Source organism: Blastococcus sp. SYSU D00922 (assembly GCF_054050495.1).
In genome coordinates this window covers 262,899-279,142 of record NZ_JBJGZL010000004.1, presented here as the reverse complement: position 1 = coordinate 279,142, position 16,244 = coordinate 262,899, and the positions used below count along the sequence as shown (strand labels likewise).

Annotated in this window: 14 protein-coding genes; 1 reads left to right on the top strand and 13 read right to left on the bottom strand. The window is 72.3% G+C overall.

The features are described from left to right. Positions 1-26 precede the first annotated feature (26 nt). Positions 27-482: an ATP-binding protein gene (locus ACI78T_RS08505; RefSeq protein WP_456557652.1), complete on the top strand. Its 456-nt coding sequence runs from the start codon at positions 27-29 to the stop codon at positions 480-482. A 99-nt stretch (positions 483-581) separates the two neighbouring features. Here ACI78T_RS08505 and ACI78T_RS08500 read toward each other — a convergent pair whose 3' ends face one another. The 13 genes from ACI78T_RS08500 to ACI78T_RS08440 all read right to left on the bottom strand — a co-directional run bounded on the left by ACI78T_RS08500 (position 582) and on the right by ACI78T_RS08440 (position 16,073). Beyond that, a complete protein-coding gene (locus tag ACI78T_RS08500; protein WP_456557651.1) occupies positions 582-1,061 on the bottom strand; it encodes a hypothetical protein in 480 nt (159 codons plus the stop codon). After that, on the bottom strand, positions 1,058-1,420 hold the full coding sequence (locus ACI78T_RS08495) for a response regulator (RefSeq protein ID WP_456557650.1): 363 nt from the start codon (positions 1,418-1,420) through the stop codon (positions 1,058-1,060). Before ACI78T_RS08495 ends, ACI78T_RS08500 begins: the two co-directional genes overlap by 4 nt. Beyond that, entirely contained in the window at positions 1,417-1,971 is a 555-nt protein-coding gene (locus ACI78T_RS08490; RefSeq protein ID WP_456557649.1) for a chemotaxis protein CheX, read from the bottom strand. The genes ACI78T_RS08495 and ACI78T_RS08490 overlap by 4 nt, the downstream gene beginning before the upstream one ends. Further along, positions 1,968-2,351 (bottom strand): response regulator, encoded by a 384-nt coding sequence (locus tag ACI78T_RS08485; protein ID WP_456557648.1) that lies wholly within the window; start codon positions 2,349-2,351, stop codon positions 1,968-1,970. Before ACI78T_RS08485 ends, ACI78T_RS08490 begins: the two co-directional genes overlap by 4 nt. A gap of 2 nt (positions 2,352-2,353) precedes the next feature. Then, positions 2,354-3,178: a CheR family methyltransferase gene (locus tag ACI78T_RS08480; protein ID WP_456557647.1), complete on the bottom strand. Its 825-nt coding sequence runs from the start codon at positions 3,176-3,178 to the stop codon at positions 2,354-2,356. After that, the gene (locus ACI78T_RS08475) at positions 3,175-4,281 is read right to left on the bottom strand and encodes a protein-glutamate methylesterase/protein-glutamine glutaminase (RefSeq protein WP_456557646.1); all 1,107 of its coding nucleotides are present in this window, start codon (positions 4,279-4,281) and stop codon (positions 3,175-3,177) included. Before ACI78T_RS08475 ends, ACI78T_RS08480 begins: the two co-directional genes overlap by 4 nt. A 429-nt stretch (positions 4,282-4,710) precedes the next feature. Next, on the bottom strand, positions 4,711-5,604 hold the full coding sequence (locus ACI78T_RS08470; RefSeq protein ID WP_456557645.1) for a hypothetical protein: 894 nt from the start codon (positions 5,602-5,604) through the stop codon (positions 4,711-4,713). A gap of 145 nt (positions 5,605-5,749) precedes the next feature. Continuing rightward, positions 5,750-6,196, bottom strand: coding sequence for a chemotaxis protein CheW (locus ACI78T_RS08465; RefSeq protein ID WP_456557644.1), 447 nt, complete (start codon positions 6,194-6,196; stop codon positions 5,750-5,752). A gap of 2 nt (positions 6,197-6,198) precedes the next feature. After that, on the bottom strand, positions 6,199-8,655 hold the full coding sequence (locus tag ACI78T_RS08460; RefSeq protein WP_456557643.1) for a chemotaxis protein CheA: 2,457 nt from the start codon (positions 8,653-8,655) through the stop codon (positions 6,199-6,201). A gap of 153 nt (positions 8,656-8,808) precedes the next feature. Continuing rightward, on the bottom strand, positions 8,809-10,443 hold the full coding sequence (locus tag ACI78T_RS08455) for a methyl-accepting chemotaxis protein (RefSeq protein WP_456557642.1): 1,635 nt from the start codon (positions 10,441-10,443) through the stop codon (positions 8,809-8,811). Positions 10,444-10,717: 274 nt separating this feature from the next. After that, positions 10,718-12,322: a methyl-accepting chemotaxis protein gene (locus tag ACI78T_RS08450; protein WP_456557641.1), complete on the bottom strand. Its 1,605-nt coding sequence runs from the start codon at positions 12,320-12,322 to the stop codon at positions 10,718-10,720. A gap of 241 nt (positions 12,323-12,563) precedes the next feature. Further along, positions 12,564-14,210 carry a methyl-accepting chemotaxis protein gene (locus tag ACI78T_RS08445; protein ID WP_456557640.1) on the bottom strand — a complete coding sequence of 549 codons (1,647 nt, stop codon included), beginning with the start codon at positions 14,208-14,210 and terminating at the stop codon, positions 12,564-12,566. A gap of 246 nt (positions 14,211-14,456) precedes the next feature. Beyond that, positions 14,457-16,073 (bottom strand): methyl-accepting chemotaxis protein, encoded by a 1,617-nt coding sequence (locus ACI78T_RS08440; RefSeq protein WP_456557639.1) that lies wholly within the window; start codon positions 16,071-16,073, stop codon positions 14,457-14,459. Positions 16,074-16,244 lie beyond the last annotated feature (171 nt).

Sequence of the window (16,244 nt, the reverse complement as noted above, 5' to 3'; positions counted from 1 at the left end):
ACACTCTCAAACCGGGGGAGACGGCGATGGGTCGACTGGCGTGGCCGCTGCGGCCGCTACCGGACGGGCGCGGTGAGGTCTGGCGGTGGGACCTCGGCGGTCTGGCTGAGCTGCCTGCTGCCCGGGCGGGCCTGCGCAGCCGGCTGGGCGTCGTCGGCTTCCCGCCCCCGGACGAGGACACGGCCGGCGAGCGGCTCGTGCTGGCGTTCGACGAGCTGGCCTCGAACGCGCTGCGGCACGGGGAGGCGCCGGTGGTGGCGACCGTCGTCGCCGGCAGCGGCGGCTGGCTGCTCGACGTCAGCGACCGGGCGGCGGAGACGATGCCCTCACCGGCCGTCGACCGGGACCCGGCCACGGGTGGCATGGGGCTGCACCTGGTGGCCCGCCTGTCCGTGGCCCACGGCTGGTACGTGGACGAGGGCTGCAAGCACGTGTGGGCCTGCCTCCCCTCGACGGTCGACCGCCAGCCCGCCCTGGCCTGAACGCGCCTCGACCCCCGGCCCACAAGGGGACGGGGGTCGAGGCGATGCGCCTGGCCGGGGACGGCTACCGGCCGCGGTGCGGTCCGGAGGACCGCAATGTCACGGCACGACCAGCGACAGGGATCCCTTTCCGTAGCCCTGCACGTCGACGTCGAGGTCGACGCGGTTGAAGGCGGCGAGCATGCCCGCCAGGTCGGCCGCGACCTCCTCGCCGGGCGCGTACAGCTTGTGCAGCTTCGAGTGCGGCGCACCCGGGGTGTTGAACAGCGCCGAGAGCACGTTCACCACCTCGTGGAGGGCCTCCACCTGCATGCCGCTGAGCTCGCCCTCCTCGACGGCGTCCTGGCAGCCACCGGGGGGCAGCAGGGCCAGGCCACCGGCGGTGTAGGCCGAGGCGCCCAGGTCCATCAGGCACAGGGCGTTGACCGACATGTCGGGGGCGACGTAGACGGCGACGGACACCGGACGGTCCGGCGCGGGGGTGACCGGCGCGCCGGGCGAGACGGTGACGTTGCGCCCGACGAGGCCCGCGAGCATGTCGCGGACGTCCTTCGGCGCGGGGAGCAGGACGGTGCTCACGCGATCACCCCGTCCAGGTGCTCCTTGAACGTGTCCTCGTTGAACGGCTTGGCGATGAGGAACATGGCGCCGGCGTTGGCCGCCTTCTCCCGCATCTCCGGCGAGCCCTCCGAGGTGACGAACCCGAACGGCACGGCCGAGCCCGAGGCGCGCAGCGCCTGGAGGCACTCGATGCCGGTCATGTTCGGCATGTTCCAGTCGGACAGGACCAGGTCCGGCTTCTCGGACCCGACCTTGGCCAGCGCGTCCGCGCCGTCCTCGGCCTCGACGATGTCGTGGTCGTCGTAACCGGCCTGCCGCAGGGTGCGGATGACGATCTGCCGCATGACGCGGCTGTCGTCGGCGACAAGGATCTTCACAGGGGCACCTCGTTCTTCTGGTGGTTCTTCTGCTGGTCGGTCAGGGCGCCGGCGGCGCCCTGGACGGTGATGGTCAGTGCCTGCGCGCGCCACAGGAGGTCGACGCGGAGGACGTCGGCGCCGGCCTCGGGGGCCGAGCCCACCTCGGGCAGGCCGAGCACGGAGGGTCCGGGGAGGACGGCCTTGACGTTGCCGCCCACGACGTTGGCGAGCTCGCCCAGACCGTCGGCGATGTCCTCGTCGTCGAGGATCGGCGGGGCGTGCTCGGCGAGCAGGCAGCGGGAGAGCTCCTCGGCCGTCGCGCGCCCGCAGGTGAGGACGACGGAGCCGGTCCACGGCCCGACGACCTCGACCCAGGAGCTGACGGCGTCGTCGGGCAGCCCGCCGGGCAGGGGGACGAGGAACTCGTCGTCGCCGATGAGGGCCGACCACGCCTCCTGCGCGATGCTCTGGACGGTCTCCTCGTCGACGAGGTCGGTGATCAGCAGCGGCGCGTCGCTGGTCCGGCGGCGCTCGCCGGTGTCTCCATGACTGCCGGGGAAACCGGTCACAGGACAGCCTCCTGGGGGAGCAGGCCGAGCAGCGCGAGCTTGTCGCGGATCGCGTCGGCGGTGAACGGCTTGATGACGTACTCGTGGGCGCCGGCCGCCAGCGCCTTCACGATCTGGCCGTGCTCGCTCTCGGAGGTGACCATCATGATCGTCACCTGCCGCCAGGCCGGGTTGGAGCGGACGGCGGAGACGAACTGGAGCCCGTCCATCACCGGCATGTTCCAGTCGACGCAGACGAGGTCGGGCACGAAGCCGCCCTCGAGGGCGTCGAGCCCCTCGCGGCCGTGGCCGGCCTGCTGCACCTCGTAGCCGAGATCCTCGAGGATCCCGGAGACGATCCGGCGCATGACCTTCGAGTCGTCGATCACCAGAGCGCGCACGTTCAGCTTCCCTTCAGCGGGCGGTAGGCGGAGCTGCGGCCGACGACGACCCGCTCCCAGGAGTCGTCCACCCCGAGCGTCGTCTCTGCCGCACCGAGGAACAGCCATCCGTCGGGGCGCATGAGGTCGCGCACGCGGCGGAGGATCGCCTGCTTCGTGGGCAGGTCGAAGTAGATGAGGACGTTGCGCAGGTAGACCACGTCGAACGGGCCCATCCGCGGCAACGGCGCTGCCAGGTTGCACTCCGAGGCGGTCACCATCCGCTTCAGCGGTGCCGCGACCTCCCACTCGTTGCCCGCCCGCACGAAGTGCCGGACGAGCATCGGTGCGGGCAGGCCCCGGTTGACCTCGAGCTGGCTGAACCGGCCGGCCCGGGTGCGGTTGACCATCTCGCGGGAGAGGTCGGTCGCGGTGATGGAGACGCGCGTGGACGCGTTCGGGATGGCGTCCTCGAGCAGCATCGCGATCGTGTACGGCTCCTGACCGCTGGAGCAGGCGGCCGACCAGATCTGCAGGCGCTCGTTCGCGCCGCGGGCGGCCAGCAGCGCGGGCATCACGGTGGAGGTGAGCGCCGTGAACGGGTCGCCGTCGCGGAACCACGACGTCTCGTTCGTGGTCAGCGCCTCGACGATCCGCCGGGTGCTGTCCGGGTCGGGCCGGTTACGGACCGTCTCCACGAACTGGGAGACGTCGGGCAGGCCCTTCTCGCGGGCGATGGGCAGCAGCCGCGCCTCGACGAGGTACTCCTTGCCCGGCTGGAGGACGATCGCGCTCTCCTTGTGCACGAGCTGGCGCACCCAGTCGAAGCTGGTGGTGGTGAGGGTCATCGGGCGCTCCCAGCGGTCGCGGCGGGCCGGTTGCCGGCGACGCCGGAGAGGTGGCGGGAGATGGCCTCGGGGATGCGGTCCAGGGGCAGCACCTCGTCGGCGTAGCCCGCCTGGCTGATGGCGCCGGGCATCCCCCAGACGACGGAGGTGCTCTGGTCCTGCACGAGGACCGTGCCGCCGGCGGCGCGGATCTCGCCGGCGCCGTTGCGGCCGTCGGAGCCCATGCCGGTCAGGACGACGGCCAGGACCGCTCCGTCGAACGCGGTCACCGCGGAGCGGAAGAGCGGGTCGACGGCCGGGCGGCAGAAGTTCTCGGGCGGGCCCTGGTTGAGGCCCGTGTGCAGGCCGCGTGCGCCACCGCGGACGACGAGGTGGTGGTCACCGGGCGCCAGGTGCACGGTGCCGGGGAGGAGCGGCGTGCCGTCGGAGGCCTCGACGACCCGCAGCGGCGAGAGCCGGTCCAGGCGCTGGGCGAACTGGCGGGTGAACACCGGCGGCATGTGCTGCACGAGCAGCACGGGCACCGGCAGCGACGCCGGCAGCTGGGGGAGGACCTTGGCGAGCGCCTCGGGACCGCCGGTCGACGAGCCGATGACCAGGACGGCGGGCTTCTTGCCGGGTCCGCTGCGCGGGCGGGCCGGGGGAGGGGGCGGCGGTGCGGCGGCAGCCGTGCGCGCCGGGCCCATCGAGACGGGACGTCCGGTGAGCGCCTTGATCTTGGGGATCAGCTGCTCGCGGACGCTCTCCATCGACTGGCCGACGCTGCCGACGTTGGCCGGCTTGGTGACGTAGTCGCTGGCGCCGGCGGAGAGCGCGTCCATGGTGGCCGAGGCGCCGCGCTCGGTCAGCGTGCTGAACATGATGATCGGCACGCGGGAGCGGGTGGCCCGGATGGCCCGGACCGCCTCGATGCCGTTCATCTCCGGCATCTCGATGTCCATCGTCACGAGATCGGGCTCGAGCTGGGCCAGCTTGGCGACCGCGATCCTGCCGTTGACGGCGGTGCCGACGACCTCGATGTCCGGGTCGGCCGAGAGGACGTCGGTGACGATCTTGCGGACGACGACGGAATCGTCGACCACCATCACCCGGATCGGGTTCACGCGTGTCCTCCAGCTTCCCTGTCGGGCTCAGCCCGGCAGGCTGTTCATTTCTGTATCGGCACCAGCCAGCAGCCCTTGAGCGGGTTGCGGTGATCCTTTTCGCGGTGCGGCGACAGGAGAAGCTTCGGGTGTGCGCAATGAAAGATGAAGAGGCCCGTCCAACTCGTTACGCAATTCATCAGCGAGCGGCCTTAAATGGTCGAATCGGCAATATGGGCACGAGTCGACAATTGCGGGACGGTGACCGGGAGGCGCCGGAAGCCGCAGGTCACAGCGCTGCATCCGGACGGAGCCGCCGCGTGGTGCCGGTGGTGGCCCGTCCAGTGCAACTTCTGCGAAGTGGTGACTTCCCGAGCCGCTTCGGCCCCACTTCTCAGAAGTGGCGGCAGGGAGCCGGCGCGGGAGCCGCGGGGGAGGGGAGGAGTCCGCTCAGCCGGCGGAGAGGCGGCGCACGGGCGCCTGGAGGACGGCCTGGGACCCCTCGTCCAGCAGATCGCCCATCGCCAGCCCCTGGACGCAGCCTGCGACGGCGTTCCAGACGCCCGCCGCGCCGTCGTGCAGGTCGAAGCCGCCGTCGAGGAAGGCCTGGACGGCGTGCAGCTGCGCGGTCGCGAGCGCGCGGGTGCGCCCGGACACGTGGGCGGCCCAGGACGCCTCGTGCATGGCCGCCGCCCACGGCCGGTGCTCGGGGCGCCCCTCGTCGACGGCGGCGCGCCACGCGGAGCGGCCGGCGTCGTCGAGGTCGCGGATCCCGGCGAGCAGCTCGGCCAGCTCGTCGGAGGAGGGGCCCAGCTCCGCGCCGACGGCGGGGACGGCGACGAGGCCGCGCTCGGCGGCCCGGTCGTAAGGGCCGGTGAGCTCGCGCCGCACCAGCGGGGGGAGCACGCCGGCGGCCCAGTAGCCGACGGCGGCATCGGCGAGGACGTCCACCGCCTCGTCGCGGTCCTCCGCCGGCAGCGAGCCCGCCGCCGGGTGCTCGGGACCCAGGACGTCGTCGCGCAGCAGGCGCTCCAGCGTGGGGGCGTCACCGATGGTGCCCTGCTCGAGCTGGGTGACGAGAACGGAAGCGCGGTCACCCGCGGCGGCGGCGTTGCGGACGTGCGGGACGGAGGCGGCCATCTCGCGGGCGCGACGGCCGCGGACGGCGCGGACACCCCGCTCCTCGCGGGTCAGCCCGCGGCCGGGGTTCGCCTCGGCCAGCCGGGCGAGGGCGCTCTCGTCGGCGCCCAGGCCGGTCAGCAGGACGCCGGCGACCGCCCGGCCCGCAGGGAGCCGGACCAGGTCGAAGCCCAGCGTTGCTGCGCTGACCAGGGAGTAGGGCACGGTCGCCTCCAGAGGTGGGTCAGACCATGCTGGCGGCTCCTGCCCGGAAACGCCACGCGACCATCACCCCTTCGCGGGAGAGCGGAAGGGTGATGGTCGCGTGTTCGGTGCGTCTACGTGTAGGCGCGGTGACGCTGAGTGAGCGTCAGGCGCTGACGGCCTTCTGCACGTCGAGGGCGAGCAGGAGCTGGCCGCGCAGCTTGTAGGCGCCGCGGATGAGGTCCCGGGCCTGGCCCTCCAGCGTGTCCGGCGGAGCCTCGAAGTCGCTGGCGTCGACGTCCACGACGTCGGCGATCGAGTCGACCAGCATGCTCACCGCCTCCCCGTGCAGCCGGACCACGATGACCACGGGGTCGGTGCCCTCGGGCCGCGGCGGCCGGCCGAGCCGCTCGCGCAGCTCGATCGCGGTCACCACCTGCCCGCGCAGGTTGATCAGCCCGGCGACGGCGGTCGGGGCCAGCGGCACGCGGGTGAGCTGCTGGCTGCGCAGCACCTCCTGCACGTGCTCGACCTCGATGCCGTACAGGTCGCCGTCCAGCCGGAAGGTGGCCAGCTGCCCGCTGGTCGCGGGAGCGGTGGTGGGGGCGGTCACGGTCAGACCTCCAGCAGGGAGTCGGGAACGCCGGCCGGGGCCGACGAGGGGTGCGAGTAGAACTGCGGGTCCGCGGCCAGGATCGCGGCCCGGACGTCGAGCAGCTCGGTCACCTTGTCGCCGAGGACGGCGGATCCGAGCAGGCCCAGGTCGTCGATGTCGCTGCGCACCGCGGCCTCGCCGTCGACGATGTCGAGGATCTCCTCCACGACGATCGCGACGCTGCGCCCGTGGTCGCTGTAGACGATGACCTCGAGCACCTCGCGCTCGGTCTCGCCGTAGGCGCCCAGGTGCCGGTCGAGGCGGACCATCGGCAGGATCGCGCCGCGGTACTGCACGACCTCCCGGTTGCCGACCTTCTCGACCGACTCCGTGCGGACCTGCTCCAGGCGGGTGACGGTGTCGAGCGGGATGGCCACCCGGCGACCGCCGCCGATGGCGGCCAGCAGCATCCGCTGCCGGTCGGTGTCGGTGGACGACGCCGACGCGGCCGCCTCGCGGGCGGCCTCCTGACCGCGCTCGCTGGACTCGGTCCGCAGTGCGCGGCGGGCGAGCGCCTGGACGTCGAGGATCAGGGCGACGGTGCCGTCGCCGAGGACCGTCGCGCCCGAGTAGAGGCCGATCGCCTTGAGCTGGCCGCCGACGGCCTTGACGACGATCTCCTCGGTGTTGATGACGCGGTCGACGACGAGGCCGAAGCGCCGGCCCTCCGAGCGCAGCACGGCGATGACGACGTGGCCGTCGTGCCGCTCCGAGGTGAGGCCGAGGACGTCGGTGAGCCGGACGAGGGGGAGCAGCTCGCCGCGCAGGCGGTAGACCTGCGCGCCACCGACCTCCTCGACGGCGTTGGCGGCCTTCTCGGCGTCCAGGGAGACCAGCTCCTGGAGGCTGATCTGCGGGATCGCGTAGCGGTCGGAGGCGCACTCGACCGTCAGCGCCGGGACGATCGCCAGGGTCAGCGGGATCCGCAGCCGGCAGACGGTGCCCACACCCGGGTCGGACTCGACCTCGATGGTGCCGCCGATGGCCTCGATGTTGGTCTTGACGACGTCCATGCCGACACCGCGGCCGGAGACGTTCGTGACCGCCGCGGCGGTGGAGAAGCCGGGCAGGAAGATCAGCTGCAGGACGTCGGCCGGGCTCATCTTGTCGAGCTGGGCGACGGTGATGAGGCCGCGCTCGACGGCCTTCCTGCCGAGCTTGACCGGGTCGATGCCCGCACCGTCGTCGGCCACCTCGACCACGACCTGGCCGCTCTCGTGGCGGGCCCGGAGGGTCAGGACGCCCTCGGCGGGCTTGCCGGCCGCCTTGCGGGCATCGGCGGCCTCGATGCCGTGGTCGACGGAGTTGCGCACGAGGTGGGTCAGCGGGTCCTTGACGGCCTCGAGCAGCGTCTTGTCGAGCTCGGTCTCCCGGCCCTCCATCTCCAGGCGGATGTTCTTTTTGAGCTGGAGGCCGAGGTCCCGGACGACGCGCGGCAGCTTGGACCAGATGTGGTCGATCGGCTGCATGCGCGTCTTCATGACGCCCTCCTGCAGCTCGCTGGCGATGAGGTTGAGCCGCTGGGAGGCGCGGATGAGGTCGGTGTCGGTCTGCCGCGCGACGTTCTGCACGATCTGGTTGCGGGTGAGCACCAGCTCGCCGACGAGCAGCATGAGCTCGTCGAGCAGGTCGACGTCCACGCGGATGGTGCTGTCGGCCACGCCGCGGCGGTTCTGGTCGCTGCCCCCGGCGGCCGGGGCCTCGGCCTCGGCCTGCTCGGCAGCGGGTGCCGGCGCGGCCGGCTCCTCGACGGTGGGCTGCGGCATGGCGGCGTTCGCTCCCTCGAGCTGCTCGTCGGCCAGGACGGCGACCGGGGCGTCGTCCTGCGGCCCGGCGGCGGGCGCCTCCGGGGTGGCCGCGCGCGCGGCCGGGGCCTTGCGCGCGGTCGTCTTCCTGGCGGGGGCCTTGGCGGCTGCCTTGGCCGGGGTCTTCGCGGCGGCGGCCTTGGCCGGCGCCTTCTTGGCGGCGGTCTTGGCGGGGGCCTTGGTGGCGGCCCGGGGCGTGGGGATCGCCGGTGCGGCGGCGGCCGGGGCGTCGTCCATGGCGGCGGTGATCGCGGCGACGACGCCGGCGACCTCGACCGACCCCTCGCCACCGCTGGCCTCGATGGAGGTCAGCAGCGAGCGGACGGTGTCGACCATCTGCAGCAGCACGCTGGTGCGGGCGGGGGTCAGCTCCAGCTCGCCGTCGCGGAGCCGGGACAGCATGTTCTCCCCGACGTGGGTGACCTCCTCCAGCCGGTTGAAGGCGAGGAAGCCGCTGGTGCCCTTGATCGTGTGGATCGTCCGGAAGATGCTGGACAGCCGCTCGCGGGAGTTCGGGTCCTGCTCCAGCGCGACCAGGTCCGAGTCCAGCTGGTCGAGGTTCTCGTGGCTCTCCACCAGGAACTCTTCGACGATGTCGTCCAGACCGTCCACCGTTGCTGCCTTCTCTCTCACGTCGCGGACCGGCTGGGAGCCCGTCCGTGGGGTTCATCGGCGGGCCGCCGGCGGAGTCAAGGTGAATCCGCCGGCGGCCCGGCCGTCCTGCCTGTTATCGGCACCCCGGTGGGCGCCGGTGACGAGGTGCCGTCAGTAGGTGAAGCTGCCCACCGTGGTGCGCAGGTCGGCGGCCATCCGGGACAGCTCCTCGACGGCGGTCTGCGTCTGGGTCAGCGCCTGCGTGGTGGAGTCGGCCGCGGTCGAGACGCCGGTGATGTTGCTGGCGATCTCGGTGGTGCCACCGGCGGCCTCCTGCACCGACCGGGACATCTCGTTGGTGGTGGCGGTCTGCTCCTCCACCGCCGAGGCGATGGTGGTCTGCCGGTCGGAGATCTGGGCGACGATCGCGCTGATCTCCTCGATCGCGGTGACGGCGGCGGTGGTGTCGCCCTGGATGGACAGCACCCGGCGGGCGATGTCCTCGGTGGCCTTGGCCGTCTCCTGCGCCAGCTCCTTGACCTCGTTGGCCACGACGGCGAACCCCTTGCCCGCCTCACCGGCCCGGGCGGCCTCGATCGTCGCGTTCAGGGCGAGCAGGTTCGTCTGCTCGGCGATGCTCGTGATCACCTTGACCACGTTGCCGATCTCCGCCGAGGACTCGCCGAGCTTGGCCACGGTGGCGGTGGTGGTCTCGGCGGCGGTGACGGCGCGGGCGGCGACCTCGCTGGCCTCCGCGGCGTTCGAGGCGATCTCGCGGATCGAGGCGCCCATCTGCTCGGCGCCGGCCGCGACTGTCTGGACGCTGCGGCTGACCTCCTCGGCGGCGGTGGACACCACGCCGGACTGGGCGGCGGTCTCCTCGGCGGAGGCCGAGATCTGGGCCGAGGACGCCGACAGCTCCTCCGACGAGGCGGCGACGGCGTCGGCGGACGCGGCGACGCCGCCCAGGACCGAGCGCAGGTTGCCGACGGCGGCGTCGAGCGCGCCGCCCATGCGGCCGAGCTCGTCGTTCGTGGTCAGGCCGGCGGACTTCGTCAGGTCCCCGGCGGCCAGGGCGACGGCGACGTCCTGCACGCGGCGGGTGGCGCCGGCGATGCCGCGGGCGACGAACCAGCCCACCAGCACGGCCACGCCCAGGCCGGCGATCAGGAGGGTCAGCGCGAGCGTCCGCTGCGACTCGTAGTCGTCCCGGGCCGCCGCGGCCGACGCCGCGGCGTCGGCGTTCTCGGCCTGGATCAGGCCGGTCAGGATCTCGTCCGCCGAAGTGGCCAGCGGGGAGGCCTGCTGCTGGTTGACGGCGTAGAAGCCGGCGACGTCGTTGGCGACGCCGAGCGGACCGACGACGGTCTGCGCGATGGAGACGTACTGGTCGTAGGTGTCCGCGGCCTGCGCCACCGCGTCGGCCTGCTCGGCGGCCGGTCCGGTCGCCTCGTAGTCGGCCTGCCGGGCGTGGAACTGCTCCTGCAGGTCGGACAGGCCGGCCAGCAGCTCGCTCGCCTCGGTCGGGTCGGGGGTGATGGCCACGTCCCGCAGCTGCTTCCGGGTCTCCATGACCGTAGCCATCATCGAGTCGGCCGCGGCCACGGCGCGGAGGTTGCCCTCGTACAGGTCCTGGGTGGTGTCCGCCGAGTCGCCGAGAGCGGTGAGACCCATGATCCCGACGCCGGCAGCGACGATCGAGGCGGCGCCCACAGCGCTCAGGATCTTCGTGCTCACCCCGCGGTCCCCCCACCAGGAGAGCGGCGAGCGGCCGGAAGGAGTCGGGGCAGGTGCAGCGGCGGACATGGCGGGTCTCCAGGGATGAATCAGTGCGGGCGGGATGCGGGCTACGTCGCGCCGCGGGGACCGGAATGGTGTCGGTCCGGAATGGTCGTGCGAGAGGACCGTAGGCGATGTGCGCGATCAGTGTTTCCACTTTCAAACGTGTCGCCGCCGACTCGGGAAGATTGTCCGGTGACCGCCTTTCCGGGGTCGACATGACGCCATTCCTCGAACTCCCGGAATGGCGACGGGGCGGTGACCGGTCGTCCGGTCACCGCCCCGTCGTCGTGCAGGTGGATCAGTAGCGGAAGCGCCCCACGCTGGTGCGCAGCTCCGTGGCCATGCGGGAGAGCTCGTCGACGGCCGTCCGCGTCTGGGTCAGCGCCTGGGTCGTCGACTCGGCCGCGGTCGAGACGCCGGTGATGTTGCTGGCGATCTCGGTGGTGCCGCCTGCTGCCTCCTGCACCGAGCGCGACATCTCGTTGGTCGTGGCCTCCTGCTCCTCGACGGCGCTGGCGATCGTGGTCTGGCGGTCGGAGATCTGCCCGACGATCGCCGAGATCTCCTCGATCGCGGCCACGGCGGCGGTGGTGTCGCCCTGGATCGCGAGCACGCGCTTGGCGATGTCCTCCGTGGCCTTGGCCGTCTCCTGCGCGAGCTCCTTGACCTCGTTGGCGACGACGGCGAAGCCCTTGCCCGCCTCGCCCGCCCGGGCCGCCTCGATCGTTGCGTTCAGGGCCAGCAGGTTGGTCTGCTCCGCGATGCTCGTGATCACCTTCACCACGTTGCCGATCTCGGCCGACGACTCGCCGAGCTTCGCCACGGTGGCCGTGGTCGTCGCGGCCGCGTCGACCGCCCGAGCGGCGACCTCGCTGGCCTGGGCGGCGTTGCTCGCGATCTCCCGGATCGAGGCACCCATCTCCTCCGCGCCCGCCGCCACGGTCTGCACGCTGCGGCTGACCTCCTCGGCGGCGGTGGACACGACACCCGACTGCGCCGACGTCTCCTCCGCCGACGCGGAGATCTGCGCCGAGGAGGCGCTTAGCTCCTCCGACGAGGCCGCCACGGCGTCGGCCGACGCGCCGACCGAGCCGAGCACCGTCCGGAGCGAACCCACCGCCTCGTCGAGGGAGCGGCCCATGCGGCCCAGCTCGTCCTTCCCCGTCAGACCGGCGGTCCGGGTCAGGTCGCCCTCGGCGAGCCCCTGGGCGACGGCCTGCACCCGCTGCACGTCGCGCCGGATGGCCCGCGCGATGGCCACCCCGAGTCCCAGCGCGAGGAGGGCCCCCGCCACGATGACCGCGAGCAGCAGCGTCCTGGTGGACTCGTAGCTGTCGGTCGCGGCCTGGGCGCTCTTGGCGGCGTTGCCCTGGCGCACGCTCGACAGCTCGTCCAGGTCCTCGGTGATGGCGGCGGCGATGGGCGCCACAAGCGCGTCCCGCTTCGCCGACCAGTCGGCGATCAGGCCGGCCTCGCCCAGCGGGTCGAGCTGCGTCATCGCCGCCTTGTACTGCTCGATGCCGTCGAGCACCTCCCCGATCAGCTCCCGCCCCGCGGCGCTCGGCTTCGTGGCCAGGTACCGGTCGGCCGCCGTGGCGAGGTCCTCGTAGGCCTGGTTCCGGGTGTCCATGAACTTCTGCCGGGCCTCGTCGTCCAGGGCGACCGCGTAGTTGGTCGCGGAGAGCCGGAGGAGGAACAGCTGGGTGCGGACCTGCTCTACCTCGAGCGTGCCGATCAGTTCCTTGCTGTACATCGCCTCGGTCGCCCGAGCCGTGTCGGAGAGGCTTCGGAGGCCCTGGACCCCGACCCCGACGGCGACGAGCACTGCGAGGGTCACGGCCGCGAGGATCTTGGTGGTGACGCCCAGATCGCGGAAGCGGGCGGCGAGGCGGAACACGTTCACGGGGCTGTCTCCGGTGGCCAATTCTGCGGGGCACCCGGCGGGTGCGGCTGAATGGTGTCGCGCCACCGAATTGCACGACCACGAAACACCGACGTGTCGGAAAGGTCGCAGGAAATAGCCCGGCGACCGTCTCCGCGTTGTCGACATGGCGCCCGGACGGCCAACTTGCCGACCCGCGCGTGCGCGAGGGGCGGCAGCCGGGCTTCGGCTGCCGCCCCTCACGGACGATGGTCGTTCCGGTTCAGTAGGTGAAGGTGCCCACCGTGCTGCGCAGGTCGGCAGCCATCCGGGAGAGCTCGTCGACCGCCGTGCGCGTCTGCGCGAGCGCCTGGGTCGTCGAGTCCGCCGCGGTGGAGACGCCGGTGATGTTGGTGGCGATCTCCGTCGTCCCGCCGGCCGCCTCCTGGACCGATCGGCTCATCTCCTGCGTCGTCGCCGTCTGCTCCTCCACAGCCGAGGCGATGGTCGTCTGCCGGTCGGAGATCTGGCCGACGATCGAGCTGATCTCCTCGATCGCCGCCACCGCCGCGGTGGTGTCGCCCTGGATCGCCAGGACCCGCTTGGCGATGTCCTCGGTGGCCTTGGCGGTCTCCTGCGCGAGCTCCTTGACCTCGTTGGCGACGACGGCGAAGCCCTTGCCCGCCTCGCCGGCCCGGGCGGCCTCGATGGTGGCGTTGAGCGCCAGGAGGTTCGTCTGCTCGGCGATGGAGGTGATCACCTTGACCACGTTGCCGATCTCGGCCGACGACTCGCCGAGCTTCGCCACCGTGGCGGTGGTCGTCTCCGCCGCGGTGACCGCCCTGGCGGCGACCGCGCTGGCCTCCGCCGCGTTCTGCGAGATCTCGCGGATCGAGGCACCCATCTGCTCCGCGCCGGCCGCGACGGTGGCGACGCTGCGCGACACCTCCTCCGCCGCACCGGAGACCACCCCGGACTGCGCGGCGGTCTCCTCCGCCGAGGCCGAGATCGCCGCCGACGAGGCGGACAGCTCCTCCGAGGAGGATGCGACCGCGGCGGCCGAGGCGACGATCTCCTCGATCGTCGTCGCCATCGCGTCCGCGGCGGTGTTGAGGGCCGTCGCCATCTGCCCCAGCTCGTCGCGGCCGCGCACCGGGGTCCGCGCCGTGAGGTCGCGGGCCGCCAGCCGCTCGAGTCCGCCGTGCACCTCCCGGACACCGCGGGAGATGCCCCGCGACACGAACCAGGCCAGCCCGCCACCGAGCACGAAGGCCAGTGCCGACACGACCACGGAGACCACGAGCGTCTCCGTCTTGGCGTCCGCGACCGCCTCCTCGGTCCGCGCCACGCGCGCGTCGACGGAGTCGACGAGCTCGGTCATCGCCTGGTCGAGCACGTAGAAGACGTCCCACTTCTCGCCGGTCGACATCGCGTCGCCCTCGTCGAGGCGACCCTGCTGCCAGAGCGCGAAGATCTGGTCGTTGTAGTCGCTCATCGTCGTCCAGTTCGCCTGGATGACGGCGAGGCTGGCCTCCGCGTCGCTGTCGAGCTGGCTGCGGTCGATGTCGAAGAGCCGCTCGAAGCCCTCGGCCCCGTCGGTGTAGTTCGCGACGTTGTCGCCGTCCGGCGCGGCCGCCACCTGGCCACCGACCACCCGGGAGTTCCAGGCGGTGATGTTCTGCCAGTTCGCCGCCCACAGCAGGTCGTAGCGGGCATCCTCCACCGTGCGCTGCGCCGCGACCGCGGCCGTCGCCTCCTCGTGCAGGTCTCCCACCCGCTGCGTGCCGGCGACGCCCGACACGGTCGCGGCCAGCGTCCCCAGGAGCAGGGCCGCGCTGACGGCGAAGATGCGGGTCGCGATGCCGCGGTCCCGGTACCAGTGGCGTGCGGGGGCGCTCTCGCGGAACTGCGCCCCTCGTGCGTGTGACATGTGCTGCTTCCTCGATCCGTCCGTGGTGCGTGATGCGCAGTGCTCACGAGTTTGCGGTACGGGATCGGTTTGTTCAGCGCTAAGACAAGCGTGTCGGCCGACGCCCGGAAAAGGCTCGGTGACCGCATTTCCGACGTCCATTTGTCGACCCGGGAGAACCCGTGGAAATGGCGAGAGCGCACGGCCCCTGCGGGCCGTGCGCTCTCGTCGTCCGTCCGGTTCAGCGCCGGTGCGCGCGCTGCTGCCTCAGTACGTGAACGTCCCGACGGTGCTGCGCAGGTCGGCGGCCATCCGGGACAGCTCGTCGACCGCGGTGCGGGTCTGGGTGAGGGCCTGCGTCGTGGACTCCGCCGCGGTGGAGACGCCGGTGATGTTGGTGGCGATCTCGCCGGTGCCGCTGGCCGCCTCCTGCACCGACCGCGACATCTCGCTCGTCGTCGCGGTCTGCTCCTCCACCGCCGAGGCGATGGTCGTCTGCCGGTCAGAGATCTGCGCGACGATCGAGCTGATCTCCTCGATCGCCGCCACCGCCGCGGTGGTGTCGCCCTGGATCGCCAGGACCCGCTTCGCGATGTCCTCGGTGGCCTTCGCCGTCTCCTGCGCCAGCTCCTTGACCTCGTTGGCGACGACGGCAAAGCCCTTGCCCGCCTCGCCGGCGCGGGCGGCCTCGATCGTGGCGTTGAGCGCCAGCAGGTTGGTCTGCTCGGCGATGCTCGTGATGACCTTGACGACGTTGCCGATCTCGGCCGAGGAGTCGCCGAGCTTGGCGACCGTCGCCGTCGTGGTCTCGGCGGCGGTGACCGCGCGGGCGGCGACCTCGCTGGCCTCCGCGGCGTTCGAGGCGATCTCCCGGATGGAGGCGCCCATCTGCTCCGCGCCCGCCGCGACGGTCTGCACGTTCCGGCTGACCTCCTCGGCGGCGCTGGAGACGACGCCCGACTGTGCCGAGGTTTCCTCGGCGGAAGCGGAAATCTGCGCCGAGGAGGCGCTCAGCTCCTCCGACGAGGCCGCGACCGCGTCGGCCGACGCGACGACGGAGGAGAGGACGTCACGCAGGCTGGTCTGGGCGGCCGCGAGCGCGCCCGCCATCCGGCCGATCTCGTCGTCGCTGGAGATCTCCGGCGCGACGGTCAGGTCCCCGGCCGCCATCGCCTCGGCGGCCCGCTGGACGGAACGGACGGAGCGGGTGATGCGACGGACGACCACCCAGGTGAGCAGGCCGGCCGCGAGCACCGAGCTGAGCGCGGTGACCAGCAGCATGGTGATGGCCGAGCTCGCCTCGTCGGCCGCCTCCGCGTTGCGGGCCTCCGCCTGCGCGGACTGGGCGATGCCCTCCTCCTCGAGCCCGTCGGCGATGTCGGTCAGCAGCGGGCTGGACACCTCCCGGTAGACCTGCGCGTACGTGGCCAGGTCGCCGGCGTCGGCGGCCGGGAACAGCTGCGTCGCGTTGGACGCGAGGAACTGCTCGCGGGCGCCCAGGTACTTGTCGATCGCCCCCTGGTCGATGACGTAGGGCTGGTACTCGGCGAGGGCCGCATCCACGTCGGCCTGCTTCTCGTCCATCTCGCCCAGGAGCTCCGCCCGCCGGGCCGGGTCCGACACCGCGTACTCGAGGACGCGGGCCCGGTGCGCGGCCGTGGCGCGCTGCACCGCCGACAGGGCGTTGAGCGGCTTCAGGTTCTCGGTGTAGATCTGCTCCTGGCCATCACGCATCTCCTGGATGCGGTCGACGGCCAGCCAGTTGGTGCCGAGGACGACGACGGCGAGCAGTCCGACTGCTGCGCCGACCTTGGCGCCGACGGGGCGGTCCGCGAACCAGCGGGCGCGGCCGCCGGCGCGGATGGTGGTCTTTCGGACGGACATCTCTGCTCCTGGTCGAACGAGGCTCGGTGGGGCTTCACCGGGGCTGCTCGGCAGAAGAATGGAGGAATGCGACGGTAGAGGTACCACCAAACGCCTCGTGTCGCATTTCTCGCGAAGAAAGGTCGGCGACCACCCTTTCCATGCCGTTTTGTCGACAACGGCGCCGCCATT

Bases quoted from the DNA above. Each gene is read 5' to 3' on its own strand.
- ACI78T_RS08505 (WP_456557652.1), top strand. From the start codon at position 27: ATGGGTCGACTGGCGTGGCCGCTGCGGCCGCTACCGGACGGGCGCGGT.
- ACI78T_RS08480 (WP_456557647.1), bottom strand. From the start codon at position 3,178: ATGACCCTCACCACCACCAGCTTCGACTGGGTGCGCCAGCTCGTGCAC.
- ACI78T_RS08455 (WP_456557642.1), bottom strand. From the start codon at position 10,443: ATGTCCGCCGCTGCACCTGCCCCGACTCCTTCCGGCCGCTCGCCGCTC.
- ACI78T_RS08445 (WP_456557640.1), bottom strand. From the start codon at position 14,210: ATGTCACACGCACGAGGGGCGCAGTTCCGCGAGAGCGCCCCCGCACGC.
- ACI78T_RS08440 (WP_456557639.1), bottom strand. From the start codon at position 16,073: ATGTCCGTCCGAAAGACCACCATCCGCGCCGGCGGCCGCGCCCGCTGG.